Source organism: Paraburkholderia sp. (genome assembly GCF_004298475.1).
Taxonomy (GTDB): Bacteria; Pseudomonadota; Gammaproteobacteria; order Burkholderiales; family Burkholderiaceae; genus Paraburkholderia; species Paraburkholderia denitrificans.
Map to the genome: position 1 here is coordinate 1 of NZ_SCRP01000035.1, position 23,713 is coordinate 23,713.

The 23,713-nt window shown below is 63.8% G+C and carries 24 protein-coding genes, 1 tRNA gene and 1 pseudogene; 5 read left to right on the plus strand and 21 right to left on the minus strand.

The window, feature by feature from the left end:
- Nucleotides 1–80: 80 nt before the first annotated feature.
- Nucleotides 81–605 (minus strand): hypothetical protein, encoded by a 525-nt coding sequence (locus EPN59_RS18560; protein ID WP_293034374.1) that lies wholly within the window; start codon nucleotides 603–605, stop codon nucleotides 81–83.
- A 288-nt stretch (nucleotides 606–893) separates the two neighbouring features.
- Nucleotides 894–968: pseudogene (locus EPN59_RS18565) on the minus strand (ferredoxin); the annotation flags it as partial.
- 184 nt (nucleotides 969–1,152) lie between these two features.
- On the opposite strand from EPN59_RS18565, the gene EPN59_RS18570 reads away from it, so the two are divergent.
- Nucleotides 1,153–1,410 carry a YfhL family 4Fe-4S dicluster ferredoxin gene (locus EPN59_RS18570; protein WP_293034375.1) on the plus strand — a complete coding sequence of 86 codons (258 nt, stop codon included), beginning with the start codon at nucleotides 1,153–1,155 and terminating at the stop codon, nucleotides 1,408–1,410.
- Between the two features lie 74 nt (nucleotides 1,411–1,484).
- Here the strand turns inward: EPN59_RS18570 and hisC are convergent, their stop codons facing one another.
- The 8 genes from hisC to EPN59_RS18610 form a co-directional block, all read right to left on the minus strand.
- Nucleotides 1,485–2,552 carry a histidinol-phosphate transaminase gene (hisC, locus tag EPN59_RS18575; protein WP_293034376.1) on the minus strand — a complete coding sequence of 356 codons (1,068 nt, stop codon included), beginning with the start codon at nucleotides 2,550–2,552 and terminating at the stop codon, nucleotides 1,485–1,487.
- Nucleotides 2,553–2,632: 80 nt separating this feature from the next.
- Nucleotides 2,633–3,235, minus strand: a complete 603-nt coding sequence (gene pth, locus EPN59_RS18580) for an aminoacyl-tRNA hydrolase (protein ID WP_293034377.1) — start codon at nucleotides 3,233–3,235, stop codon at nucleotides 2,633–2,635.
- A gap of 148 nt (nucleotides 3,236–3,383) precedes the next feature.
- Nucleotides 3,384–3,989, minus strand: a complete 606-nt coding sequence (locus EPN59_RS18585) for a 50S ribosomal protein L25/general stress protein Ctc (RefSeq protein WP_293034378.1) — start codon at nucleotides 3,987–3,989, stop codon at nucleotides 3,384–3,386.
- Between the two features lie 166 nt (nucleotides 3,990–4,155).
- Nucleotides 4,156–5,112, minus strand: coding sequence for a ribose-phosphate pyrophosphokinase (locus EPN59_RS18590; RefSeq protein WP_293046603.1), 957 nt, complete (start codon nucleotides 5,110–5,112; stop codon nucleotides 4,156–4,158).
- A gap of 69 nt (nucleotides 5,113–5,181) precedes the next feature.
- Nucleotides 5,182–5,258: transfer RNA gene (locus EPN59_RS18595), tRNA-Gln, on the minus strand.
- A gap of 54 nt (nucleotides 5,259–5,312) precedes the next feature.
- Nucleotides 5,313–6,215: a 4-(cytidine 5'-diphospho)-2-C-methyl-D-erythritol kinase gene (gene ispE, locus EPN59_RS18600; protein WP_293038006.1), complete on the minus strand. Its 903-nt coding sequence runs from the start codon at nucleotides 6,213–6,215 to the stop codon at nucleotides 5,313–5,315.
- A 29-nt stretch (nucleotides 6,216–6,244) separates the two neighbouring features.
- Entirely contained in the window at nucleotides 6,245–6,841 is a 597-nt protein-coding gene (gene lolB, locus EPN59_RS18605; RefSeq protein ID WP_293038076.1) for a lipoprotein insertase outer membrane protein LolB, read from the minus strand.
- A 127-nt stretch (nucleotides 6,842–6,968) separates the two neighbouring features.
- A complete protein-coding gene (locus EPN59_RS18610; RefSeq protein ID WP_293038007.1) occupies nucleotides 6,969–8,810 on the minus strand; it encodes a tetratricopeptide repeat protein in 1,842 nt (613 codons plus the stop codon).
- A gap of 111 nt (nucleotides 8,811–8,921) precedes the next feature.
- Between EPN59_RS18610 and mutM the strand changes: the two genes are divergently transcribed.
- Complete coding sequence (gene mutM / locus EPN59_RS18615) at nucleotides 8,922–9,752, plus strand: bifunctional DNA-formamidopyrimidine glycosylase/DNA-(apurinic or apyrimidinic site) lyase (RefSeq protein ID WP_293038078.1); 831 nt, start codon at nucleotides 8,922–8,924, stop codon at nucleotides 9,750–9,752.
- Nucleotides 9,753–9,767: 15 nt separating this feature from the next.
- Nucleotides 9,768–10,907 (plus strand): A/G-specific adenine glycosylase, encoded by a 1,140-nt coding sequence (mutY, locus tag EPN59_RS18620; protein WP_293038009.1) that lies wholly within the window; start codon nucleotides 9,768–9,770, stop codon nucleotides 10,905–10,907.
- A gap of 27 nt (nucleotides 10,908–10,934) precedes the next feature.
- On the opposite strand, the gene EPN59_RS18625 is transcribed toward mutY, so the two are convergent.
- The 11 genes from EPN59_RS18625 to kdsD all read right to left on the minus strand — a co-directional run bounded on the left by EPN59_RS18625 (nucleotide 10,935) and on the right by kdsD (nucleotide 20,712).
- Entirely contained in the window at nucleotides 10,935–11,570 is a 636-nt protein-coding gene (locus EPN59_RS18625; protein ID WP_293038011.1) for an LON peptidase substrate-binding domain-containing protein, read from the minus strand.
- A gap of 38 nt (nucleotides 11,571–11,608) precedes the next feature.
- Complete coding sequence (rapZ, locus tag EPN59_RS18630; RefSeq protein ID WP_293038013.1) at nucleotides 11,609–12,502, minus strand: RNase adapter RapZ; 894 nt, start codon at nucleotides 12,500–12,502, stop codon at nucleotides 11,609–11,611.
- 154 nt (nucleotides 12,503–12,656) lie between these two features.
- Complete coding sequence (hprK, locus tag EPN59_RS18635) at nucleotides 12,657–13,625, minus strand: HPr(Ser) kinase/phosphatase (RefSeq protein WP_293038015.1); 969 nt, start codon at nucleotides 13,623–13,625, stop codon at nucleotides 12,657–12,659.
- Between the two features lie 173 nt (nucleotides 13,626–13,798).
- On the minus strand, nucleotides 13,799–14,254 hold the full coding sequence (gene ptsN, locus EPN59_RS18640) for a PTS IIA-like nitrogen regulatory protein PtsN (protein ID WP_293038017.1): 456 nt from the start codon (nucleotides 14,252–14,254) through the stop codon (nucleotides 13,799–13,801).
- A 397-nt stretch (nucleotides 14,255–14,651) separates the two neighbouring features.
- Nucleotides 14,652–15,011: a ribosome-associated translation inhibitor RaiA gene (gene raiA / locus EPN59_RS18645; RefSeq protein ID WP_293038019.1), complete on the minus strand. Its 360-nt coding sequence runs from the start codon at nucleotides 15,009–15,011 to the stop codon at nucleotides 14,652–14,654.
- Between the two features lie 174 nt (nucleotides 15,012–15,185).
- Entirely contained in the window at nucleotides 15,186–16,712 is a 1,527-nt protein-coding gene (locus EPN59_RS18650) for an RNA polymerase factor sigma-54 (protein WP_293038020.1), read from the minus strand.
- Nucleotides 16,713–17,060: 348 nt separating this feature from the next.
- Nucleotides 17,061–17,852 (minus strand): LPS export ABC transporter ATP-binding protein, encoded by a 792-nt coding sequence (gene lptB / locus EPN59_RS18655; RefSeq protein WP_293038022.1) that lies wholly within the window; start codon nucleotides 17,850–17,852, stop codon nucleotides 17,061–17,063.
- Entirely contained in the window at nucleotides 17,849–18,538 is a 690-nt protein-coding gene (gene lptA, locus EPN59_RS18660; RefSeq protein WP_293038024.1) for a lipopolysaccharide transport periplasmic protein LptA, read from the minus strand. The genes lptB and lptA overlap by 4 nt, the downstream gene beginning before the upstream one ends.
- 31 nt (nucleotides 18,539–18,569) lie before the next feature.
- Nucleotides 18,570–19,172, minus strand: a complete 603-nt coding sequence (gene lptC, locus EPN59_RS18665) for an LPS export ABC transporter periplasmic protein LptC (protein ID WP_293038026.1) — start codon at nucleotides 19,170–19,172, stop codon at nucleotides 18,570–18,572.
- On the minus strand, nucleotides 19,172–19,726 hold the full coding sequence (locus EPN59_RS18670; protein ID WP_293038028.1) for a 3-deoxy-D-manno-octulosonate 8-phosphate phosphatase: 555 nt from the start codon (nucleotides 19,724–19,726) through the stop codon (nucleotides 19,172–19,174). The genes lptC and EPN59_RS18670 overlap by 1 nt, the downstream gene beginning before the upstream one ends.
- 2 nt (nucleotides 19,727–19,728) lie before the next feature.
- Nucleotides 19,729–20,712, minus strand: coding sequence for an arabinose 5-phosphate isomerase KdsD (kdsD, locus tag EPN59_RS18675; protein WP_293038030.1), 984 nt, complete (start codon nucleotides 20,710–20,712; stop codon nucleotides 19,729–19,731).
- A gap of 323 nt (nucleotides 20,713–21,035) precedes the next feature.
- Between kdsD and EPN59_RS18680 the strand changes: the two genes are divergently transcribed.
- Together EPN59_RS18680 and EPN59_RS18685 are read left to right on the plus strand one after the other, a co-directional pair.
- The gene (locus tag EPN59_RS18680; protein WP_293038032.1) at nucleotides 21,036–23,051 is read left to right on the plus strand and encodes a cation:proton antiporter; all 2,016 of its coding nucleotides are present in this window, start codon (nucleotides 21,036–21,038) and stop codon (nucleotides 23,049–23,051) included.
- A gap of 93 nt (nucleotides 23,052–23,144) precedes the next feature.
- Nucleotides 23,145–23,711: an adenine phosphoribosyltransferase gene (locus EPN59_RS18685; protein ID WP_293038034.1), complete on the plus strand. Its 567-nt coding sequence runs from the start codon at nucleotides 23,145–23,147 to the stop codon at nucleotides 23,709–23,711.
- Nucleotides 23,712–23,713: the final 2 nt, after the last annotated feature.

A 23,713-nucleotide genomic window follows, 5' to 3' on the forward strand; every position in this document is an offset into this window, starting at 1 on the left:
CACAGCCAAAGAAGGAGAGAAAGAAGACCCAGATACCCACCGAATAACCCGTAAAGCTGGTCCAACGGGTGGGTCAGAATTCAATGCAATTCGTGGGTCAGGATTCCGTGCAAATCAACAGTCAGGAAGATATGTTCCAGATAATCGATGACGGTCTTGCCGTTCTCTGTCTTCTCACCCAGCGCATCCTGCATGTCGGCTTTCACCACTGCAGCAAACGGGCGCTGAAGTTGCGTCACGGTGCCGGCGAGCACAATCATCTTGCTGGGCGCGTAGTCCCGGTTTAACTGCGCACGCGCCAAGCGATCCGCCGCAGCCATCGAAAAATCGATAAACTGCTGATCGTCACCGTGCATCAAACCGGCCGCTTCCTGGAAGAAACTGCCAGCAGCAATTTCACGAAAGTCGGCTCGTACGCCCCTCGACTTGTGCCCAAGCGCCTGAGCGAGCCGACGGTTGAACATGTCCATGCCGGAGACTGGCAGGTTCACTAAATTGGGGCGATGTGTCGGCTTCACGTACGACTGATCTGGGCCGCGCGGATGCACATCGTGAACAGCGAGGCGGTCGATCTTGAGCAAACTCAGGTCCAGCATGCCGGTCATCCTCTACGTATAATTATCCTACGTGTAATTTTTGCGTGGCCGAAGTTTGACACGGTGTGCGCAATAACGGAACCCAAAAAAACCGACATTTATATGCTGTATGACGCTTTATATCGACTACAACCCGGCAATAAACACGTGGAAAGCTGCGGTTCATGGAGCAATATGCGGATTAAATCGCGTATCGCCCAGGTCCGGTATTTGTCGGCTCAACCGACAAAGCGTGAAGCGACATCACTCGTAGTCCATTACAAGACCTGATTTAGTTTGATGTGGCCCCATATGAGGTGGATCGATCACGTAAATTTCCGGACCCATCGAAATCGCGTCGTTCGGGCACTCCGGCTCGCTGACGTCGCAATTGTGCGGAAAACGTCTTGTTGCTCATTGCGTGGCGTGCTATCTGGACTTTGCGCGCTGCAAAATCTGCAACACCTGTGCAACTCAGCCGCAACTCAAAAACATGGATTTCGGTGAATTTTGCACGACCGTGCGGAAGGCTGAAAAGCTATAATGCACTGTTTTTGAACGAAAAGTTGGTGGAAGTATGGCCCTGATGATTACCGACGAGTGCATCAACTGCGACGTTTGCGAGCCTGAGTGCCCGAACGACGCGATTTCGATGGGCCCGGAAATTTACGTGATCGACCCGAACAAGTGCACGGAGTGCGTCGGCCACTTCGATGAGCCGCAGTGTCAGCAGGTGTGCCCGGTCGATTGCATTCCGCGCGATCCTGCGCATGTCGAGTCGCCCGAGCAGTTGATGCAGAAGTACCACGCGCTGATGGCGGCGAAGAAAGGCTGAGCGCTGTTTCTGCTTGCGACATGAAAAAACGCGCTTTATGGGCGCGTTTTCTTTTTCTGGGCCTGACGCCGGCGTTATTTCACGATGCCTTTTAGCGCGGCGACGAGCTTCTCGCATTCAGCGTCGGTGCCGATCGAGATGCGCAGATGCTGGTTCACGCGCGGCGCGTTGAAGTGGCGCACGAAGATTTCCTGCTCGCGCAGCTTCGCGCTGATGGCTGCCGCATCGTGCGACGGATGGCGCGCAAACACGAAGTTCGCCGCCGACGGCACAACGTCGAAACCCAGTTCCGTGAGCGCCGCGGTGAGTCTTGCCCGGCTTGCCATCACGCGTGCGCTTGTCGTGTGCAGCCACTCGGTGTCTTCATAGGCGGCGGCGGCTGCTGCTTGCGCCAGGCGGTCCAGCGGATACGAATTGAAGCTGTCCTTCACCCGGTTGAGCGCATCGATCAGATCGGGATGGCCGAACGCGAAACCAACGCGCATGCCGGCGAGCGATCTCGACTTCGACGTCGTGTGCACGACGAGCAGGTTCGGATAGCGGTCGATTAGCGCGATTGCCGATTCGGCGCCGAAATCGACGTAGGCCTCGTCGATCACCACTGCCGATTCCGTGTTCGCCGCGACGAGTTTTTCGATTTGCGCGAGCGGCAGTGCGTGGCCGGTCGGCGCATTCGGATTCGGAAAGATCACGCCGCCGTTGGGTTGCGCGTAATCCTCGATACGGATCGCGAAGGCATCGTCGAGCGGCACCGTGCGGTACTGCACGTCGTAGAGCCGTGCGTAAGTCGGGTAGAAGCTGTAGGTGATGTCGGGAAAGAGGATCGGCAAGTCGTGCTTGAGCAGCGCCTGGAACGCGTGCGCGAGCACTTCATCGGAGCCGTTGCCGACGAACACCTGATCGGCGCTCAGCCCGTGATGCGCGGCGACGACGGCGCGCAGCCGTCTGGAGACCGGATCGGGATAGCGGCGCAGTGATTCTGCGTGCTCGCCGAGTTCTGCGCGGATTGCCTCAAGCACGCGCGGCGACGGCGGATACGGATTCTCATTGGTGTTGAGCTTCACCGGTTTCGCGAGTGCGGGCTGTTCGCCCGGCACATAGGGCACGAGACGGTGGACGATGTCACTCCAGTAACGACTCAAGACACTCTCCTATCCCAAACAATGCTGTCGACCGGAGTTGGCGCTTCAGTGCCTGCTCCGGTCCCATGCAAAGCCATCAACTAACCATTGCGATGCAGCAGCATGACTGCACGTTCCGTTTCGCCTTTCACGAAGGTTGGCATCACAACGAGCGCGCGCTCGATCGACCGATCGATCACATCCTGCTCTTCCCTGCGCGGGGGTTTGAGCACGAAGTTCGCAACATCGGGCTTGGCGCCGGCGCGCGCGCTTTCCGGAATCAGGTCGCGCGGATGCCCGATGCCGATGCGAAGACGCCAGTACTGCTGGGTCGACAGATGCGCGGAAATGTCTTTCAGGCCGTTGTGCCCGCCGCTGCCGCCGCCGAGCTTGAGCTTGACGGCGCCGGGCGGCAGGTCGAGCTCGTCGTGCGCGACGAGGATCTCGTCGGGCAGGATCTTGAAGAAGTGCGCGAGCGCGACGACCGACTGTCCCGAGCGGTTCATGTAGGTTTGCGGCTCGAGCAGATGCACTTCCTCGCCGAAAAGCCGCGCGCGCGCGTAGTGGCCGTGAAAGCGCCGTTCGTCGCGCAGCGACGTGCCTGCTTCGCGCGCGAGCTGGTCCACGAACCAGAAACCGGCGTTGTGGCGCGTCGCGGTGTATTCGGCGCCTGGATTGCCGAGTCCGACGATCAACCTGATCATGTGCTGTGGCCCGATGCGGTCAAATGCGCGAAAGAATGAAAAAACGCGAGAAAAAGCGCGAAAAAAAACCCGCCGGGGCAAACCGCGGCGGGTTACGTCGACCGTTTCATTGAAACGGATCGAGAGGATATCGGCTTGCGGCCGCAGCTTACTCGGCTGCTGCTTCTTCGCCTTCGGCTGCCGCCACGGCACCGGCCGGAACCGTCGCCGAGACGATCACCGGGTTTTCCGCTTCGACGTGCGCGACGAGCGTCACGCCTGCGGGCAGTGCGATGTCCTTCGCGTGCAGCGTCTGGCCAGCTTCGATCTTGGCGAGGTCGACTTCGACGAACTCGGGCAGCGAGGTCGGCAGGCAGAGCACTTCGATTTCGTTCACGACGTGCGAGATGATCGCACCCGACAGCTTCACGGCAGGATTTTCTTCCTGGTTCATGAAGTGCAGCGGCACCTTCGTGTGCAGCTTCTTGTTCGGGTCGACGCGCTGGAAGTCCACGTGCAGCACGAGCTGACGGAACGGGTGGTATTGCACGTCGCGCAGCAGGACTTGCTGCGACTTGCCGGCCACTTCGAGTTCGAGGATCGACGAGTGGAAGGCTTCCTTCTTCAGGGCGTGCCACAGCGCGTTGTGATCGAGTTCGATCATCTGCGGCTCGACGCCGACACCGTAAACGATGCCAGGGGTCTTGCCAGCATTGCGCAGGCGGCGGCTTGCACCCGTACCTTGCAGGTTGCGCTCGAAAGCGACGACTTTCATGTTTTTCTCCTATGCACTGCCCGCGACCAGGCAGTAAAACGGGGCCTTTCCGGCAAATTAGCTGCCTGAAGGCCCCAAACAATACAGCGCAAACCTTCGTCCGTTTGCGCTGATTACGCCGAAGGCGCGGCTTTCTTGCGAACGCCGCGCCTTGACGCGAATCTCTTTAGCCTTCCGCGAACAGCGACATCACCGAGTCGCCGCGACGGATACGCGAGAAGGTTTCCGCAAGCAGACCGGCGCTCGAAAGCGCGCGGATCTTCGCGCACGAACGTGCTTCGGCGCCGAGCGGAATGGTGTCGGTCACAACGAGTTCGTCGAGCGCCGAGGCGGCGATACGCTCGCCTGCGCCACCCGAGAGAACCGGGTGCGTGGCGTAAGCGAACACCTTCTTCGCGCCGCGTTCCTTGAGCACTTGTGCGGCCTTGCAGAGCGTGCCGGCGGTGTCGACCATGTCGTCCATGATCACGCAGGTGCGGCCGTCGACTTCACCGATGATGTTCATCACTTCGGCGACGTTCGCCTTCGGGCGGCGCTTGTCGATGATCGCGAGGTCGCAGTTGAGCTGCTTGGCGAGCGCACGGGCGCGCACCACGCCGCCGACGTCCGGCGACACGACCAGCAGGTTCTCGTAGTTCTGCTTGCGCAGATCGCCGAGCAGCACGGGCGTCGCGTAGATGTTGTCGACCGGGATATCGAAGAAGCCCTGAATCTGGTCGGCGTGCAGATCCATCGTGATGATCCGCTCGACGCCGGCGATTTCCAGCATGTTCGCCACGACCTTCGCCGAGATGGCGACGCGCGCCGAACGCGGGCGGCGGTCTTGACGGGCATAGCCGAAGTAGGGGATCGCGGCGGTGATCCGGCCTGCGGATGCGCGCTTGAGCGCATCGACCATGATCATCAATTCCATCAGGTTGTCGTTCGTCGGCGCGCAGGTGGACTGCAGGACGAAGACGTCCTTGCCGCGTACGTTTTCCTGGATTTCGACCTGGATTTCACCGTCGGAGAAGCGGCTAACCATAGCCTTACCGAGGGGAATACCGAGGATCTTGACGACTTCCTGTGCAAGCGCGGGATTTGCGTTGCCAGTAAAAACCATCAGGCCGTCATGGCTGCTCATCATGCACCTGCTGCGGACTTGGGGCGAGAAGAACTACGGGATATCTGCAGGCGTTGCTGCAGGAATATTTGGCAGGGGAGGAAGGACTCGAACCCTCGCATGCCGGAATCAAAATCCGGTGCCTTAACCAACTTGGCGACTCCCCTACACTTAACTCTGCGCTTCGCTGAGTGGGCAGGGCCGTTCAGCGAGGCATAAATCTATGCCGCGAAAGCGAAGAGAGGATGGGTATCAAGACTCGATGTCACCGCGCTCCTCCACGCCGGTTGGACTTCATGCAGTTCGGTTTGCACCGCTTCTGCTTCGGCCCGGCTGGAAAACGCTGCAAAAACGCTCGCGCCCGATCCGGTCATCCGCGCTGGCGTGATGCTGGTTTTGATACCGCTAAACCACTTCAACACCTGCGCTACTTCCGCGTATTTTCCTGCGACAACCGCTTGCATATCGTTCTGGCCGAAACTGTCTGGCCATCCGTTTTGCGTTGCTTGCTGTGCAAGAAAGACTGCTATTGTGCAAGGCTTCGTATCTCGTGTCAACGATTTTTCCGAAAAAATCGCGGCAGTCGGAACATGTACCTGCGGCGTCACAACCAGAAAATGACGCGCGGGCAATTGTACAGTTTCCAGTGCTTCGCCAACACCCTCTGCAAACGCGTTCTTCCCGAACACGAAGAATGGCACGTCCGCGCCCAGTTTTAGTGCGAGCGTCTGGAGTTCGCCCCGCGTCAGATGAAGTTTCCAGAGGCGGTTCAGCGCGAGCAGCGTCGTTGCCGCGTCCGAACTGCCGCCGCCGAGTCCCGCGCCCATCGGCAGGCGCTTTTCGATGTCGATCTCGACGCCGTCCCGCGTGCCCGTATGCTCCTTGAGCAGCGTCGCCGCGCGCACGGTGAGGTCCTGCTCGGCGGGAACGCCGTCCACTTCGGTCGTGCGCGTGATGCGGCCGTCCTGGCGGCGCTTGAAGTGCAGCGTGTCGCCCCAGTCGAGCAGTTGGAATACGGTCTGCAGGTTGTGATAGCCGTCCGCGCGGCGGCCGGTGATGTGCAGGAACAGATTGAGTTTCGCGGGCGCGAGGCAATCGCGCAGCGAGTCTTGAGTTTCGGTCATGATGCGTGTGACGGACGGGGCCGCCCGGTTTATTGGTCGAGCACCAGCTTGATCGCGAGCGGCGGGTTGTCGCGTGTGAGGTTAAGGCGCTTCACGCCGGTGGCAGGCGCATCGGCATAGGCCATGTAGTCGATGGTCCAGCCGTCCTGCTCGATTTGTGCAAGGCGCGACGGATCCTGCGGATCGGCTTTCGTGTACGCGTGGGAAGTCGGCGCGACCGAGGGCTGCAGCCAGTAGCGCAGGCCCTCGACCGGCAGCGCGAAACCGAGCGCCTGCCGCATCAGGGTCGACACGTTGTCGGCGGTGAGCGGCTGCCGGTTCGGCAATTCGAGCGTCGCCTGCGCCGGCGACGACGTGACGATCGCCATCGTCTGTCCAAGCGGATTGCGCAGTTGCAGCGTCACCGTCGAGTCGGCTTCGCGCATGTCGAAGTTGCCGTAGGCATTGTTCGGGCGGCCGTACTGGTCGACGTACTGCACGGCGAAGCGGCCATGCCATGCGCGGTTCGTCTGCGTCGTGAGCGACGTCGTGGCGTTCGACGTGGACGGCTGGTGCGGCGGCTGCGTGGCGCAACCTGCGAGCGCGAGCAGCGCCGACGCCGCTACGCTGAGCGCCGGGCGCCGCACGAGGCGGTTGTAGAACGAATGAAATACGGCGGGGCCGGAAGTCGGCCGGGTATCGGGTTTCAACGCGGGTTTCAACGCGAGTTTCAACGCAGGTTTCAGCACAGGCATCAGCGGGGCAGGCGGTATATCAGAGATCGTTCACCCGGAAGCGCTTGAGCGTCTTCAGGAGCGTGTCGTTATCGGGTTCGAGCTTGTGCGCCTCGCGCCATGCGGCACGCGCGCCGTCCTGGTCGCCGTTTTTCCACAGCACTTCGCCGAGGTGCGCACCGATCTCGGCGTTCGGCTGCATGCTGTACGCCTTGCGCAGCAGCTTGATGGCGTCGGCGTTGTCGCCGAGGCGGTATTTCACCCAGCCCACGCTGTCCATGATGAACGCGTCGTCGGGCGCGAGCGCCGAAGCCTTCTCGACCAGCCTGTCGGCTTCCTGCAGGCGCAGATTGCGATCCGCGAGCGAATAGCCGAGCGCGTTGTACGCCTGCGGGTTGTCGGGCTGCGCCTTCATGAGCTTGCGCAACTGCGCTTCCATCACGTCGTAATGGCCGGTTTTTTCGGCCGTCATGGCGTAGTCGTAGACGAGATCGGCGTCGTCCGGGAAGTCGCTCACGGCCTTCGCGAGCCGCTCTTCCGCTTCCGGATAGCGCTTCGCGTCGAACAGGATCGTAGCGTCCGTGCGTGCGATCAGCGCCTGGTCGTGCGGATCGTCGGAGTGAATGCTCGCGAGCTGGCGCCGCGCGTCGTCGGTCTTGCCTTCCTTGTCGAGCAGCTGCGCGCGCGCGATCTGCCCCGGAACATACTGCTGGCTCGTCGTGCTGATCTTGTCGAGCCATTTCTGCGCCGCGGCGTCGTCCTTCTGTTCGACGGCAAGTTGCGCGAGGTAGATGTAACCCTGGCCCGCGTCCGCATCCGGCGTCTTTTCCGCAAGCTGCACGTATTGCGTCAGATACTTTTGCGCGGACTCGAACTTCTTCTGCTGCACGTTGATCAGCGCGAGCGCCATCAGCGGCATCAGGTCTTTCGGACCGTTCTTGCGCAAGATTTCGAACTGCTTTTGCGCGTCGTCGAGGCGGTCGGCGGCCAGGTAGGTCTGTGCGAGTGCGAGCCGCCCTTCACGCGACTTCGGGTTCTGCTGCACGAATTTCTCGATGGCCGCGATGCCCTCGCTGCGCTCTTCAGGTCCCATCTGCGAGAGCATCAAGGCCGCGGGCAGGTAGCCGGGCTTGAGCGTGAGCGCCTGCTCGAACGACTTGCGCGCGCCGGGCAGATCGTCGGCGAGCAATTGCTGACGGCCGATCGCAAGTTGCGCCTCGGGACGGTTCATGTCGTCCTTCAGCAGATCCTTCAGCACCGCCAGACCACCGATGCGGTTCGGTCCACGCGAAAGCAGGAGCTGCAGCGAGACGAGCGCCGGTCCGCGATTCTCCGCGGGCACATGCGCGAGTTCGCGCGCGAGCAGCGGCGCGGCGTCTTCGGGGCGGCCGGACAGCACGAGCAGCGATGCGTCGAGTTGTGCGGCGCGCTCCGAATCGGGTGCGTACTGCTGCCAGAGCTGGACGGCGTTCAGCGCGTCGGACGGGCTTTGCGCGGCAAGCGCGATTTCCGTCGCGCGCTGCGCCATGCGCGGATCGTGCGTGTCGCGCGCGAGTGCGAGGTACGTTTGATAAGCGGGTGCCGGCTGGTCGCGCTGGAGCGCGATTTCCGCGGCGAGAACCTGGAACAGTATCTGGCTCGACAGCGGCGTGCCGGGCAGATCTTTTATCTCATCGGGCGTTTCCGGTCCGAATGCGTCCGGGATCGAAACGGACGTATCGTCCGTGTTCGGGGCCGGATCCTGTGCGTACGCGCTCGATGTGGTCAACGCCCAGGCCGCGACAACCGCCGCGCCGATCAGGCGGACGCCCATGGTGGAAGGCAGGCGTGGCGCGTAAGGGGCCGGGCGCTTCGCAAACAGTTTTACGAAAGACGGTTCCATGGATTTCGGTCGAATGTTTCGGTCGATTGTAACGCGCTGGCTACAATACGCGCACAACGACGACGCAAGTTGCAGACCAACTCCGAACATCACCAGGTCAAGACGTTAGACATGCCCGAATTGCCGGAAGTTGAGGTTACCCGCCGCGGAATCGAGCCCTGGGTCGCGGGCCGTCGCATCGAGCGCGTGGACGTGCGCAATCCCGCGCTGCGCTGGCCGGTGCCGCCTGCGCTCGCACGCACGCTACGCGGCCGCACGATCCGTTCCGTGGGCCGCCGGGGAAAATATCTGCTGTTCGAAGTGGAGGAGGGCTGGTTCATCGTCCACCTCGGCATGACCGGGACGTTGCGCGTGCTCCGGAATGGGGCGAAGCTGCACGCAGCGGAAAAGCACGATCACGTCGACTGGCTCTTCGACGGCTTTACGCTGCGCTTTCGCGATCCGCGCCGTTTCGGCGCGGTGCTCTGGCATCCGCGCGAGGCGGGCGACGTGCTCGGCCATCCGTTGCTGGCGAATCTCGGCATCGAGCCGTTCACGCCGGCGTTCGACGGCGCGCTGCTCTATCGGAAAACGCGCGGCCGCAAGGTTTCCGTCAAGCAGGCGCTGCTCGCGGGCGACATCGTGGTGGGCGTCGGCAATATCTACGCGTCGGAGAGCCTGTTTCGCGCGGGCATTCGTCCGACCACACCCGCGGGCCGCGTATCGCTCGCACGTTACGAACTGCTTGCGGATGCCGTGCGTGCCGTGCTCGCTTCGGCGATAGAAAAAGGCGGCAGCACATTGCGCGACTTCGTCGGCAGCAACGGCGAAAGCGGCTATTTCCAGCTCGAATATTTCGTCTACGACCGCGCGGGCCAGCCGTGCCGCGTGTGCGGCACGCCGATCCGGCAGATCGTCCAGGGCCAGCGGTCCACTTATTTCTGTCCGCGCTGCCAGCGCTGATTCACCGGCTATTTCATGTACGTTTCTTCGCCATCTTCCGGCGCGCATTCTGCCGAACAACTCGCCGGCTATCCCGCGGAACTGCGCGCGAGCTTCGCGCCGCGCCTCATCGCGTGGCAGCGCGAGCACGGCCGCCACGACCTGCCGTGGCAGAACACGCGCGATGCGTATCGCATCTGGCTTTCGGAAATCATGTTGCAGCAGACCCAGGTCGGCACCGTGATTCCGTACTACGCACGATTTCTCGAACGCTTTCCCACGGTCGAGGCGCTAGCGCGCGCGCCGCTCGACGACGTGATGGCGAGGTGGGCCGGACTCGGCTACTACACGCGGGCGCGCAACCTGCATCGGTGCGCGCAGGTGGTCGCAGGCGAGCATGGCGGGCAATTTCCGTCCACGGTCGAGGGACTGGCCGAGCTTCCCGGCATCGGACGTTCGACGGCGGCGGCCATCGCATCGTTCGCATTCGGTGCGCGTGCAACGATCCTCGACGGCAACGTGAAGCGCGTGCTTGCGCGCGTGTTCGGCGTGGAGGGTTTTCCGGGGGAAAAGCGCGTGGAAAACGCGATGTGGACGCTTGCCGATTCGCTCGTGCCGAACGACGGCGCGAGCAGTGCAGACGTGAGCGCCTATACGCAGGGACTGATGGATCTCGGCGCGACGCTGTGCGTGCGCGGCAAGCCCGATTGTGCGCGCTGCCCGTTCGCGGCGGATTGCGTCGCGAATACGACCGGGCGCCAGCGCGAACTGCCTGCGGCGCGCCCGAAGAAGACGGTGCCCACGCGCCGCACGTGGATGCTCGTGCTGCTCGACGGCGATACGGTGATGCTGCAAAAGCGTCCGCCGAGCGGCATCTGGGGCGGCCTCTGGAGCCTGCCCGAAGCGGACGGCGAAGCGGCGGTTGCCGCGCGTGCACAGTCGCTCGGCGCGGCGGGCGCAGTGTCGCCGCTCGCGCCGTTCTCGCATACGTTCACGCACTTCAAGCTTGAAATCGAGCCGCGTGTGATCGAGCTGTCTCGCGACGGCGGCGCAGCGTCCGCGCTTGAACTTTCCGATGAAGAAACCGCGTGGGTCGCGCTGGGCGAGATCGACGCATTCGGCGTGCCCGCGCCGGTGCGCAAGCTGCTCGACGGGCTACGCGGTTCGCTGATCTGACGTGCGCGGATCGAACGAATGACAGAACTACAGCAACTGATGTTGCTGCATGTAGTGATGCACGACGTCGATGCGCGCGCCGGCGTCGGGCAGTTCCATGAGCTTCTGGCGCGCACGCAGCGCGATCGGCAGCACTTCGGCGAGGCGATTGGACACCCACGAGGGATCGTTCAGGCTCAACGGCTGCGCGAACGGCACGTTGTCCGGATCGCGTTCGCGCATCGTCGCGATGATGCGTTCGAGCACCTCCGCACATGCGCCGAAACGCGCAAGCCGATCGCTGCCTTCCATCGGAATGTCGTCGGGCAGCAGCTCGGCGGTGCCGACGAGCAGGCCGTCGGTTTCGACGTGATGCGACAGCAGGCGAAACCGCCGTGTGCCGTGCGCGCGGATCAGCAGCATGCCGAATGCCTCGACGTCGAACTGCTCGATTTCAGCGAGACAGCCGACCGTTTCGGGCACTGCGATTTCGTCGGGTTGCGCAACTTCGGCGCCGCTCTTGAGCAGGCACACGCCGAACGGCGTCTTCTCGCGCAGGCACTCGCTTGCCATGTCCAGGTAGCGCGCCTCGAAGATCTTCAGCGGCAGCAGGCCGCCTGGAAAGAGCACCGTATGAAGTGGAAACAACGGCAATTCGGCGAGCACGGCAGGGGACGAGGACATGGCGCAGCGCTTTCGGTCAAGGCCCGCACGCGGGCCGGTTAGGCAATCAGCCGGGACGATTCTCCAACATCGAGTGGTGCATCGCGGTGACGCACGATGACGTTCGATTCGCCCGCAAAGCGCGTGGCGAGCGTCTGGGCGATGTGAACCGAGCGATGCTGGCCGCCCGTGCAGCCGATCGCCACGGTGAGATAGCTGCGGTTGTCCGCACGAAAATGCGGCAGCCACCTGGCGACGAATCCATAGATATCGTCGATCATTTCGTGGACGGCCGGCTGTGCGCGAAGAAAGTCGATCACGGGCTGGTCGAGGCCCGTGAGTGGACGCAGACGGGCGTCGTAGTGCGGATTGGGCAGTGTGCGCACGTCGAACACGAGGTCCGCGTCGAGCGGCACGCCGCGCTTGAAGCCGAACGATTCGAAGGTGAGCATGAGCGAGCCGCGCGTGCTCTCGACGAACGCCTTGACCCACGCGCGCAGCGCATTGGCGCTCAGGTTGCTCGTGTCGATCTGGTGGCCGAATTCGGCGAGATTCGCGACGAGTTCGCGTTCGTGCTCGATGGCCTCTTCGAGCGATTTCAGCATGCCAACGTTTGCGTCGTGCGCTGCGGAGCCGGAAAGCGGGTGACGGCGGCGCGTCTCCGAAAAGCGCTGAATCAGCGACTGTGTGCTCGCGTTGAGGAACACCACGCGCACGTCGTGCTCGTGCGAGAGGTCGCGGATCATCTGCGGCATGTCGTCGAGCGACGAACTCGAGCGCGCATCGATCGCGACGGCGAGGCGATCGTAACCGTCGTCGGTCAGATAATGCGCGAGCTGCGGCAGAAGGCGCGGCGGCAGGTTGTCGACGCAGAAGTAGCCGACGTCTTCGAGCGCATTGAGCGCCACCGACTTGCCGGAGCCTGAGATACCGGTGATCAGGATGATTCGCATGGAAAAGCAGAAGAACCCGATTCGGCCATCATAGCATTGGACCCGCACGGCCGTGATGACAGGGCGGGCGTACAGTACGTCGTGATGCGAAGACCCGCGAATACCTGCGAGAAGCAAGCCTCGCGGGTCTGGCGTGCGTGGCTTGCTTCTCGCGTCAGATCAGCTTGCCCGCGAACTGGCTGTCGGGGTCCTGCATCGCGAGGCGCTGTCGGTCCATGAAGTCGCGCAGCGTATCGATGCCGCGCAGCTGCAGGATCGTGTTGCGCACGGCGGCCTCGACGAGCACCGCGAGGTTGCGGCCCGCCGCCACCTGGATCGTGACCTTGCTGATCGGCAGGCCCAGCACGTCCACCGTCTGGCTTTCGAGCGGCAGCCGCTGGAACTCGCCGTCCGGGCGGCGCACCAGTTGCACGATGAGCTTGAGCTTCATCTTCCGGCGCACGGCGGTTTCGCCGAAGATCGTCTTGATGTCGAGCAGACCGAGGCCGCGCACTTCCAGCAGGTTCTGCAGGAGCGGCGGGCAGCGGCCCTCGACGAAATCCGGGCCGAGACGCACGAAATCGACTGCGTCGTCGGCGACGAGGCCGTGGCCGCGGCTGATCAGTTCGAGGCCCAGTTCGCTCTTGCCGAGGCCCGAATCGCCGGTGAGCAGCACGCCCATGCCGAGAATGTCGAGGAACACGCCGTGCAGCGTCGCGCGCGGCGCGAGGATGCGCGACATGTAAAGGCGCAGGCTGTCGATGACCGTTGCCGCCGACATCGGCGTTGTGAAGAGCGGCGTCGAGGAGCGCGTGCAGCGCAGGACCAGTTCGGGCGGCGCGGTCATGCCGTCGGCGACGACGAGGAACGGCGGCTCAAGCGCGATCAGCTCGGCCATGTGGCGCGAGCGGTCTTCGTCGGTCTGGCGCTGGTAGTACTGAATTTCGGCTTCGCCCAGCACCTGGATGCGGTTCGGGTGGATCAGGTTCAGGTGGCCGACGAGGTCCGCGCTCGCCGTGGCCGTCGCCACCGTCTCGGTGGAAAAGCCGCGTTCCCAGCCTTCGTGCCCCGTCAGCCAGCTGAGCTTCAGCGTGGTGGCGTTGTCGTCGAAGATGCTTTGGGCGTTGATGCTGGAAGTATCCATGAATCCATGACTCCGCGAGTGACACCGTTATGATCCGCGCCCGGCCTGAGCCGGGCGCTGCCGCTGGCCGGGGCCCGGCGCCATGGCTGGCCGCCGTGCCCGCGAGGGCCTGCAAGTGTCCGTTGCCCGGGGCGTCTCGCCCGCGGGACCGGCACGCGATGCGGCGCGTTACCTCAAGGTTGCCACTGGGTGAGCAGACGATGCAACGTTTCGCGTTCCTGTTCCGTATTCAGACGCTCGCGCGCCTCGCGGTCCGACAGCAATTGTGCGATCTCGGACAGGATTTCGAGGTGCTGCTGCGTGGCCTGTTCGGGCACGAGCAGGAAGATGAGGAGCGAGACGGGCTGGCCGTCGGGCGCTTCGAACGGGATGGGCTCGGCGAGGCGCACGAACGCGGCGAGCGGATGCTTCAAGCCCTTGATGCGGCCGTGCGGAATGGCGACGCCTTCGCCAAGTCCCGTGGAACCCAGGCGCTCGCGCGCGAAGAGATTGTCGGTGACGGTGCTGCGGGCAATGCCGTTCTGATTTTCGAAGATCAGGCCGGCTTGTTCAAAGACGCGCTTCTTGCTGGTGACGGACAGGCCGACGACGACGTTCTCGACAGGCAGTATTTTGGCTAAACGATTCATATTGGCAGGCGAAAACGTGGCCTGGATGCTCTTTACCTCGGCATGCGGCCCGAAATCCGGCGCCGAGCCCCGCGTCTCCGTAGTGCATGTGATTTTCGCGACGAAGCCGGTGCCGGGACCGTAGGGCGATACGCCCCAAATACGACTGGATCATTATAGTGCAAGCATACGGGCCGATGGTGCGATGCGCCTCGCATACGTGCAACCCATTGTGCAGGGTTGCACCCGATCGAACCATTCGAAGTGCTGCCTACACGAAAAAGCCGCCCGTTTCAGGGCGGCTCGTGCTTGCGGCCGGTTCTCCGGCTGCTGGGGAGCCTCGCTCATCGGTGAGTATCGCAGACGAAACTCGCAGATGAAACTCGCCGATGAGGATCACCGATAAAACGCGCCGCGATCATTGCGGCGGTGCTTCGGCGGCCGGCGTGGCTTCCTGGTACTTCAGTGCATCGTGCTGGTGACCTTGCAGACGGTCCTTGTGGCGGACGACCTGGCGGTCGAGCTTGTCGACGAGCAGGTCGATGGCCGCGTACATGTCGCCGTTCGCGCTTTCCACGAAAATGTCCTTGCCCTTCAGATGAAGGTTCACTTCAACCTTCTGTCTCTTATCCTTTTCCTTGTAGTTGTCGACCGAGAGGACCACATTGCCATCGATTACCTGATCGAAATGTCTTAGCACCCTGTCTAGCTTGGTGATCACGTATTCTCGCAAAGCTGGCGTTACTTCGAGATGGTGTCCACTGATCTTGAGATTCATAGTGCTTCTCCAGGCTATTGGCCGCTTGGCGCGTGAAACGCGGCTATGCCGGTCGACTGGTGCGGCCGCGCGCGGTTTCCCCGAAAGGCCTGCGCGGCGGACTACCTCGGCCGGCCATATCCGCCAACTGGCGCGGCGGCCGGAAAACGCCCATGCCGGACTCCCGGCAAAAGGCTAAAGAGACTTGCGCAGATTGACTGCCGGAATCTTCAGCGCCTCGCGGTACTTGGCGACGGTGCGTCGCGCAACCACGAAACCCTGTTCCGCCAGCAGTTCGGCGATGCGGCTGTCTGAAAGAGGAGTTTTAGGGTTCTCGGCTCCTATCAATTGTTTGATGAGTGCGCGGATGGCCGTTGATGACGCCGCGCCTCCTGTGTCGGTCGAGACATGCGATCCAAAGAAGTACTTAAATTCAAGTGTGCCGAATGGAGTCAGCATGTATTTGCCGGTTGTCACACGCGAGACAGTTGATTCGTGTAGGCCCAGCGTATCAGCAATCTCTCTCAAAACCAAGGGGCGCATGGCGATTTCACCATGCGCAAAAAAATTCTTCTGACGCTCGACGATGGCCTGCGCCACGCGCAGGATCGTTTCGAAACGTTGCTGGATGTTCTTGATCAGCCAGCGCGCTTCCTGCAGTTGCTGGCGCAGCGATCCGCTGCCCGGATCCCCACGGTTGTTGCGCAGGATATTGGCGTACAGATGGTTGATGCGCAGCTTCGGCACGACTTCGGGGTTGAGCTCAGCATGCCAGCTCTGGCCCGTCTTCCGGACGATGATGTCCGGCACCACGTAGTCCGCCTCGGCCTTGCCGTAGGCGGCGCCCGGGAACGGTTCGAGCGAGCGGATCAGCGCATGCGCCTCGCGCAGTTCGTCGTCGCCGGTCTTCAGTTGCTTGCGCAACCGAGTGAAATCGCGTGCCGCGAGCAGTTCCAGATAGTGGGACACGATCTCCAGCGCGAGCGTGCGCGTGGGCGATGTGTTGACGCGCATCAACTGCAGCTTCAGACATTCGGATGCCGAGCGTGCGCCCACGCCCGCCGGATCGAAGCTGTGCAGCAGCGCGAGCGCGGCGTTCAGCTCGTCGGCGTCGACTTCGAGTTCCTCGGGGATATCGGCAAGAATTTCATCGCACGTCGCGCACAGATAGCCATCGTCGTCGAGCGATTCGATCAGGAACGTGATGAGTGCGCGATCACGCGGGCTTGCCTGCGTCACGCGCAATTGCGCCATCAGGTGATCGCGCAGCGTCGTGGTCGATTCGTGGATCTGCAGCGGCGGCAGGTCGTCGTCGTCGGAAGCGGCGCCGGAGCGGCCGTAGTCGTCGAGGTTCCACTGGGTTGTGTCGCCGGTAGCATCGGCGCCCAGGCCATCGTATTCGTCGACGCCCTGCGGTTCGCCTTCGCCGTTTTCGCCGCCGTTCGCCGAAGATGCCGATGTCGATGCCGCAGGTGCGCCCGTCGTGGAGATCGCCTCGCCCGAAGACATGGGCGGCTGCGCGATGAGCGAGCCGTCGGCGGCGACGCGCAGCGGGCTTGCGATCCAGTCGTCGTCGTTTTCGAGCAGCGGATTCTGTGCAATCGCCGTGGACACCTCCTGCTGCAGTTCGAGCGTCGAGAGCTGCAGCAGCCGGATGGACTGTTGCAGTTGTGGGGTCAGCGCAAGATGCTGCGAGAGGCGGAGTTGGAGGCTGGCTTTCATGGCGGTCTGCGATTCATTGTAAAGAGTTTGCCACGCCCGCGATACCACGCAGCACCCACAAAAACGCGCGCGCCCCGCGTTGGTGCGGCCCTCAAATGATTCGGCTCTTCGGCTTTTCGGCTCGCTTTTCGATCGGCTTGTGTCCGGTTCATCGCCTGCGAACCGATCTGCAAATCAGGTCGCGATTACTTTGCAGATAGCGGCGCTCCGCACACGTTTCAATCCCTTTTGCGCGCGCGGCGACCCGCGGCTCTCGCGAGGCGAGCGGCGCGGCAAGGGAAAAACGCTGCGGAAGGGAAGGCTTGCACGCGGCGCCCGGCGGCACGGGCCGGGGCGCGCGTGCGGGAATTACATGCGGAAGTGCTCGCCGAGATACACGCGGCGCACGCTTTCGTTTTCGATGATGTCGCCAGGCGCGCCGGCCGCGAGCACGGTGCCGTCGCTGATGATGTACGCGTGGTCGCAGATGCCGAGCGTCTCGCGCACGTTGTGGTCCGTGATTAGCACGCCGATGTTGCGCTGCTTCAGGAACTTCACGATCTTCTGGATTTCCAGCACGGCGATCGGATCGACGCCGGCGAACGGTTCGTCGAGCAGGATGAAGCTCGGATCGGTGGCGAGGGCGCGCGCGATTTCCACGCGCCGGCGCTCGCCGCCCGATAGCGAGAGCGCCGGGTTTTCGCGCAGATGTGCGATCTGCAGTTCGTCGAGCAGCGCTTCGGCGCGTTGCGCGACGATGTCTTTCGACAGGCGCTTGCCGTCGCTGTCCACCTGCAGTTCGAGTACCGCGCAGATGTTCTCTTCGACGGTGAGCTTGCGAAACACCGACGCTTCCTGCGGCAGATACGAAAGCCCGAGCGCGGCGCGCTTGTGGATCGGCAGGAGGCTGATCGACTGGCCGTCGAGATCGATCTCGCCCGCGTCGAGCGGCACGAGGCCGACGATCATGTAGAAGGACGTGGTCTTGCCCGCGCCGTTCGGGCCGAGCAGGCCGACGACTTCGCCGCTCTTCACGTCGAGCGAGACGTCCTTGACGACCGTGCGCGAGCCGTAGCGCTTTTTCAGGTTGCGCACGACGAGCGAACTCGTCTTGCCTTCGAGCTGCCGGCCGTGGCTGAGGGGGGCGGTCACGGTGTTCATTGTTGCGGCGCTTCCTGCAGCGTGGTTGACGGCGCGAGCGTGGCCGGCGCGCCGGTGAGCTGCTGCCCGCCGCTGTTGCGCGGCGAGAGCGTGGCGCGCACGCGGCCGGTCGGGTTGCCCGGGCCTGCGACGTCCTTGCCCGACTTCGCGGTATAGAAGTCGTTCTGGCCGTCGTAGGTGATGATGCTGCCGTGAACCTGATCCATCACGGTCGAGAGCCCCTGCAGGCGGCGCACCGTCGAGCGCGTCGTAAGCGTGGTGAGATCCTGGCGGCCGTCGTAGTCGATGCGCTCGGCGGTGCCGTCGACGTACTCGTCGACCGCTTCGCGCTTCTGGCGGAAGAACGCCAGCGTCGAGCTGCCCGGCGGCACCGTGCCGGTCGCGTACTGGTAGCCCTGCGGATCCTGGGTGACGACGAGCTTGTCGGCCTTGATCAGGATCGTGCCCTTCGTTGCGACGACGTGGCCGGTGAAGATGGTCTGCTGCTTCAGATCGTCATAGGTCACGTTGTCCGCTTCGATGTTGAGCGGCTTGTCCTTGTCGGCGCGCTCGGCGTGTGCTGCGGGTGCGAAGGCGACGAGCGACAGCGCGGCCGCGAGCGCAGCCAGGGCGCCAGCCATGGCGCGAGCCATGGTGCGATAAGCGCGCAAGGCGCCGGACGGAGGACGGGGAAGCGATTCGTTCATGCAATCGTGCCTGGGGTGGACGGCCCGCGGGTCAGGACGAGCCGCCGGAATCAGCCGGGGCGATTGCGCCGCGGACGTTGCCGTGAAGCTGGATGACCCGGGTGACGTTGTTGTAATTCATGCCGCTGCTGGCCGTCATGACCGACAGGCCGCGACGAAGTTTAACCGGCTTTTCCGTCTGGATCACATCGTCATTGACGAGCACGCGGAAATGCTCGGAATCGGCTTGCATATCCGGGTCGCCCTCGCCCGCCGCGCGCAGGATGTGCGCGTTGTCGTAGAGATCGACGATCGAGGCGTCGGCGTTCACCGTGCCGCGTTGGCCCGTGGCCGTCACGATCGGCTTGCCGGGCTGGAACGCCCGCACGGCGGGCATCGCAAGCTCGCTGTCGTCGTCGTCCTCGTAGTGGGTGAGGTGCGTCGCGGTGAGCCGGTACTGCGTCGCGCCCGACTGGTCGAGCTCGGACACCGAGAAGTTATCGGCGAAATAATCCGGCGTGTGCGTGAGCGGGCGCGGCGCCGCTTCCTTTTCGTGCGGCTGGACCGCCTGCAGCAGCCACCACGTGAAACCTGCCAGCGCCGCCACGCAGACGAGCGGAACAAGCGACGTAAGGCGGAATCTCTGTGCGCTCATCACGGCTTCGCCGCATGCGGCGCGCAGGCGGCCGCAAGCAGCGCCTCATAGCGGTTCTGCGCGCGCAGGATCATGTCGGTGACTTCGCGCACCGCGCCGTGGCCGCCGTGCGCGGCGGCGACCCAATGGGCGCGCGCGAGCACGTCGGCGTGGGCGTTCGCCGGTGCGGCCGCGAAGCCGCACTGGAGCATCACCGCGAGGTCGGGCCAGTCGTCGCCCATGTAGCCGCATTCCTGCGCCGTCACGCCCGTTTCGGCGAGCAGTTGCGCGAACGCGACGCGTTTGTCTTCCACGCCCTGGTGCAGATGCGTGATGCGTAGCTCCTTCGCACGCACGGCCACGATCTCCGAGCGGCGCCCGGTGATGATGGCCGTGTCGATGCCGGCTTCGCGCAGGAGCTTCGCGCCGTGGCCGTCGAGCGAGTTGAACGCCTTCATCGTGTCGCCCGCGCCGGTGAACATCAGGCCGCCGTCGGTCAGCACGCCGTCGACGTCGAAAATCATCAGGCGCACGCGCGCGGCGCGTGCGGTGGCGTCGAGTGGGAGGGCCGTCATGTTCAGATCACCTTTTTCGCAAACAGGTCGTGCATGTTGAGCGCGCCGATCAGCTTGCCTGCGCCGTCGACGACCAGCATCTGATTGATGCGGTGGCGCTCCATCAGTTCCACGGCTTCGACCGCAAGATTGTCGGGCCCGATCGTGCGCGGGCCCTTCGTCATGACCGATTCGATCGGCAGATTGCGGAAATCGCCCACGCGCTCCAGCACGCGGCGCAGGTCGCCGTCGGTGAAGATGCCGCTCACGCGGTCTTCCGTGTCGACGATCGCCGTCATGCCCATGCGCTTCGCCGTGAGCTGAAAAAGGGCGTCGCTCACGGTGGCGCCCTCGCGCACCGACGGGATCTGCTCGCCCGTGCGCATCACGTCGCGCACATAAGTGAGCAGACGCCGGCCGAGCGCGCCGCCCGGATGCGAGCGTGCGAAGTCGTCGGCGCCGAAGCCGCGCGCGTCGAGCACCGCGAGCGCGAGCGCGTCGCCGAGCGCAAGCGCCGCCGTCGTGCTGGCGGTGGGCGCGAGGTTCAGCGGGCAGGCTTCCTTTTCCACGCCGGAATTCAGATGCACGTCCGCGAGTTGGCCGAGCGTCGATTGCGGGCGGCCCGTCATGGCGACGAGTTTCGCGCCGATGCGCTTCACGAGCGGCAGGATCGCGACCAGTTCTTCCGATTCGCCGGAGTTCGAGAGCGCCACGAACACGTCGTCGGCGGTGACCATGCCGAGGTCGCCGTGACTGGCTTCAGCAGGGTGGACGAAGAAGGCCGGCGTGCCGGTCGAGGCGAGCGTGGCGGCCAGCTTGCGGGCAATGTGGCCCGATTTGCCGATGCCGGAAACGACCACGCGGCCGCGGCAGCCAAGGATGAGATCGACTGCGCCGACGAAGCTGTCGTCGAGTCGTTCGCGAAGCGCGCGCACGGCGTCGGCTTCGGTGTCGAGCACGTTGCGAGCGAGCTTCAGCGCCCGATCGCCATTGATTTTCGCTATCATCCGCGGAGTATAGCAAAGGCGCCTGTTCGCCGTGCCGGCGCACAAGGCCCGAAAGCCCCCGTCGGTGCGCTGTTGGCGGCATGTTCGCGGGCTGTCGGCAGCCTGTCGAGCCGGGCGTCCGCGCGAAGCTTTTCACCCCTGTCGTGCTTCTGCGTTGCTTCCCGAAAGCGCTTCCCTTTTGGCCCGCTTTGCGCCGATCATTGACGCAGCCGGCGCGTGCCCGATGCAAACATCCGTTTCCTTTGCGTGGCCATTGAGGGAGGCAATCAGGGGCCAAAGACAATAAGCCGCAGACGCAACGCTACACGAGGACGCTTCACACGATGATCTCCCCGCTGGAAATGACGCTGTTTCTGCTGCTTGCCTCGGTAGTCGGCGTCGTGCTGTTCCGTTACCTGAACCTGCCGCCGATGCTCGGCTATCTGAGCGTGGGCATCCTCGTCGGGCCGCGCGCGCTCGGCATCGTGCCGGACATGCACGGCGCGCAGAACCTCGCCGAGTTCGGCGTCGTGTTCCTGATGTTCTCGATCGGCCTCGAATTTTCGCTGTCCAAGCTGCGCGCGATGCGCTACGCCGTGTTCGGGCTCGGGCTGTCGCAGGTGCTCGGGACGATCGCCGTCGCGCTCCTGCTCGGGCTCGTGCTGGAGCCGTGGGTGCATATCACCTGGCAGGCGTGCGTCGCGCTGGGCGGCGCGCTCGCCATGTCGTCGACGGCCATCGTCAGCAAGATGCTCGCCGAGCGGCTCGAAATCGAATCGGCGCACGGCCGCAACATCCTCGGCGTGCTGCTGTTCCAGGATCTGGCCGTCGTGCCGCTGCTCATCGTGATCGCCGCGTTCGGCGGCGATTCGAAGTCGCTCATGGAGTCGCTCGGGCTCGCCGCGATCAAGATCGTGCTTGCGCTCGCGCTGTTGCTGATCGTCGGCCAGAAGTTCATGACGCGCTGGTTCAACGTCGTCGCGCGGCGCCGCTCACAGGAACTGTTCGTGCTGAACGTGCTGCTCGTCACGCTCGGCGCGGCGTTCATCACCGATAAATTCGGCCTCTCGCTCGCGCTCGGCGCCTTTATCGCGGGCATGCTCATCGCCGAAACGCCGTACCGGCATCAGGTGGAAGAGGACATCAAGCCGTTTCGCGACGTGCTGCTCGGGCTCTTCTTCGTGACCACCGGCATGCTGCTCAATCCGCACGTGATCGTGCAGCACCCGCTGCTGGTGGCCGCGTTCCTGATCGGCCCGGTCGTGCTCAAGGCGATCATGATCACGGCGCTCGCGCGGGCCTCCGGCGCGTCGCCCGGCGTCGCGATGCGCACGGGCCTCGGGCTCGCGCAAGCCGGCGAATTCGGCTTCGTGCTGTTGAACCTCATCCTCGACAAGCATCTCGTCGATCCGACGCTGCTCCAGGCGATCCTCGCCTCGATGCTGCTCTCCATGCTCGCCGCGCCGTTCCTGATCCAGAACGCCGATCGCATCGTGCTGCGCCTGTCGTCGACCGAATGGATGCAGCAGTCGCTGATGATGACGCGCATCGCCACGCAGAGCATCAAGCAAAGCGGCCACGTGATCGTCTGCGGCTACGGGCGCGCCGGGCAGAACCTCGCGCGCATGCTCGAATACGAAGGGCTTTCGTATGTGGCGCTCGATCTCGACCCGGACCGCGTGACGGCCGCTGCGGCGGCGGGCGAATCGGTGGTGTTCGGCGACGCGGCGCGGCGCGAGTCGCTTGTCGCAGCCGGTATTCACCGTGCGGCGGCGATAGCGATCACCTACGCAAATACGCAGTCGGCGATGCGCGTGCTGCACCACATCCACGAACTGGAGCCGACGCTGCCCACGATCGTGCGCACCGTCGACGACGCCGATCTCGAACGCCTGCTCGCGGCGGGCGCTACCGAGGTGATTCCGGAGATCGTCGAGGGCAGTCTGATGCTCGCCTCGCACATGCTCGTGCTGATGGGCGTGCCGATGCGCCGCGTCGTGCGGCGCGTGGAGGAGCTGCGCGACGAACGCTACAGCCTGCTGCGCGGCTATTTCCATGGCACCGACGATGCCGGCGAGGACGGCCACGAGCAGGTGCGGCTACAATCCGTACCGGTCGATGCGCGCGCCGACGCCGTGGGCCGCACGCTTGACGAACTGGGGCTGTACGACCTCGGCGTCGAGGTGACCGCGATCCGCCGGCATGGCATTCGCGGCGTCGAGCCGGATCCGGCGACGAAGCTGCGCGAAAACGACATCATCGTCATTCGCGGCCTGCCCGAGCACCTCGCCAAGGCCGAAGAACGGCTTTCGCGGCACCGCAAGGCCGGTGCCGGCGCGGCGGGGACGTCGGCGGCCTGAATGCGGCTGCAAGAGCGTGTGTGCATCAGCGCCCCAAACCCGAATCCAGAATATTGCTGCTATTAGCACTGACATTAATTACCCGGAGAAATCATGTCTAACGCACCTGCGAACGCGCCGGCCGAACCTGCGCAGTTGGTGAAGAACCTGATCCGCACGGTGCCCGACTGGCCTCAGCCGGGTGTGCAGTTTCGCGACATCACGCCGCTCATCGGCGACGCGAAAGGCCTGCGGATCCTGATCGACCTGTTCGTGGAGCGCTATGTCGACGCGAAGCTCGACTACGTCGCGGGCCTCGACGCGCGCGGCTTCATCATCGGGCCGATCGTTGCGTATGAACTGAACGTGGGCTTCATTCCGATCCGCAAGATCGGCAAGCTGCCGTACACGACCGTTGCCGAGACCTACAAGCTCGAATACGGCGAATCGACCGTCGAGATTCACGACGACGCCTGCCGCAAGGGCGACCGTGTCGTGATCGTCGACGACCTGATCGCGACGGGCGGCACGATGCTCGCGGGCAAGCTGCTGCTGGAGCGGATCGGCGCGACGGTCGTCGAAGGCGCGGCGATCATCGACCTGCCCGACCTCGGCGGCTCGAAGCTGCTGACCGATGCCGGCCTGCCGCTTTTCACCATCACGTCCTTCGGCGGACACTGATC

Excerpts from the sequence above, each read along its gene's own strand:
- EPN59_RS18560 (WP_293034374.1), bottom strand. The coding sequence starts at position 605 with ATGACCGGCATGCTGGACCTGAGTTTGCTCAAGATCGACCGCCTCGCT.
- EPN59_RS18570 (WP_293034375.1), top strand. The coding sequence starts at position 1,153 with ATGGCCCTGATGATTACCGACGAGTGCATCAACTGCGACGTTTGCGAG.
- pth (WP_293034377.1), bottom strand. The coding sequence starts at position 3,235 with ATGATCAGGTTGATCGTCGGACTCGGCAATCCAGGCGCCGAATACACC.
- EPN59_RS18585 (WP_293034378.1), bottom strand. The coding sequence starts at position 3,989 with ATGAAAGTCGTCGCTTTCGAGCGCAACCTGCAAGGTACGGGTGCAAGC.
- EPN59_RS18590 (WP_293046603.1), bottom strand. The coding sequence starts at position 5,112 with ATGAGCAGCCATGACGGCCTGATGGTTTTTACTGGCAACGCAAATCCC.
- ispE (WP_293038006.1), bottom strand. The coding sequence starts at position 6,215 with ATGACCGAAACTCAAGACTCGCTGCGCGATTGCCTCGCGCCCGCGAAA.
- EPN59_RS18610 (WP_293038007.1), bottom strand. The coding sequence starts at position 8,810 with ATGGAACCGTCTTTCGTAAAACTGTTTGCGAAGCGCCCGGCCCCTTAC.
- mutM (WP_293038078.1), top strand. The coding sequence starts at position 8,922 with ATGCCCGAATTGCCGGAAGTTGAGGTTACCCGCCGCGGAATCGAGCCC.
- mutY (WP_293038009.1), top strand. The coding sequence starts at position 9,768 with ATGTACGTTTCTTCGCCATCTTCCGGCGCGCATTCTGCCGAACAACTC.
- EPN59_RS18625 (WP_293038011.1), bottom strand. The coding sequence starts at position 11,570 with ATGTCCTCGTCCCCTGCCGTGCTCGCCGAATTGCCGTTGTTTCCACTT.
- rapZ (WP_293038013.1), bottom strand. The coding sequence starts at position 12,502 with ATGCGAATCATCCTGATCACCGGTATCTCAGGCTCCGGCAAGTCGGTG.
- hprK (WP_293038015.1), bottom strand. The coding sequence starts at position 13,625 with ATGGATACTTCCAGCATCAACGCCCAAAGCATCTTCGACGACAACGCC.
- ptsN (WP_293038017.1), bottom strand. The coding sequence starts at position 14,254 with ATGAATCGTTTAGCCAAAATACTGCCTGTCGAGAACGTCGTCGTCGGC.
- raiA (WP_293038019.1), bottom strand. The coding sequence starts at position 15,011 with ATGAATCTCAAGATCAGTGGACACCATCTCGAAGTAACGCCAGCTTTG.
- EPN59_RS18650 (WP_293038020.1), bottom strand. The coding sequence starts at position 16,712 with ATGAAAGCCAGCCTCCAACTCCGCCTCTCGCAGCATCTTGCGCTGACC.
- lptB (WP_293038022.1), bottom strand. The coding sequence starts at position 17,852 with ATGAACACCGTGACCGCCCCCCTCAGCCACGGCCGGCAGCTCGAAGGC.
- lptA (WP_293038024.1), bottom strand. The coding sequence starts at position 18,538 with ATGAACGAATCGCTTCCCCGTCCTCCGTCCGGCGCCTTGCGCGCTTAT.
- lptC (WP_293038026.1), bottom strand. The coding sequence starts at position 19,172 with ATGAGCGCACAGAGATTCCGCCTTACGTCGCTTGTTCCGCTCGTCTGC.
- EPN59_RS18670 (WP_293038028.1), bottom strand. The coding sequence starts at position 19,726 with ATGACGGCCCTCCCACTCGACGCCACCGCACGCGCCGCGCGCGTGCGC.
- kdsD (WP_293038030.1), bottom strand. The coding sequence starts at position 20,712 with ATGATAGCGAAAATCAATGGCGATCGGGCGCTGAAGCTCGCTCGCAAC.
- EPN59_RS18680 (WP_293038032.1), top strand. The coding sequence starts at position 21,036 with ATGATCTCCCCGCTGGAAATGACGCTGTTTCTGCTGCTTGCCTCGGTA.
- EPN59_RS18685 (WP_293038034.1), top strand. The coding sequence starts at position 23,145 with ATGTCTAACGCACCTGCGAACGCGCCGGCCGAACCTGCGCAGTTGGTG.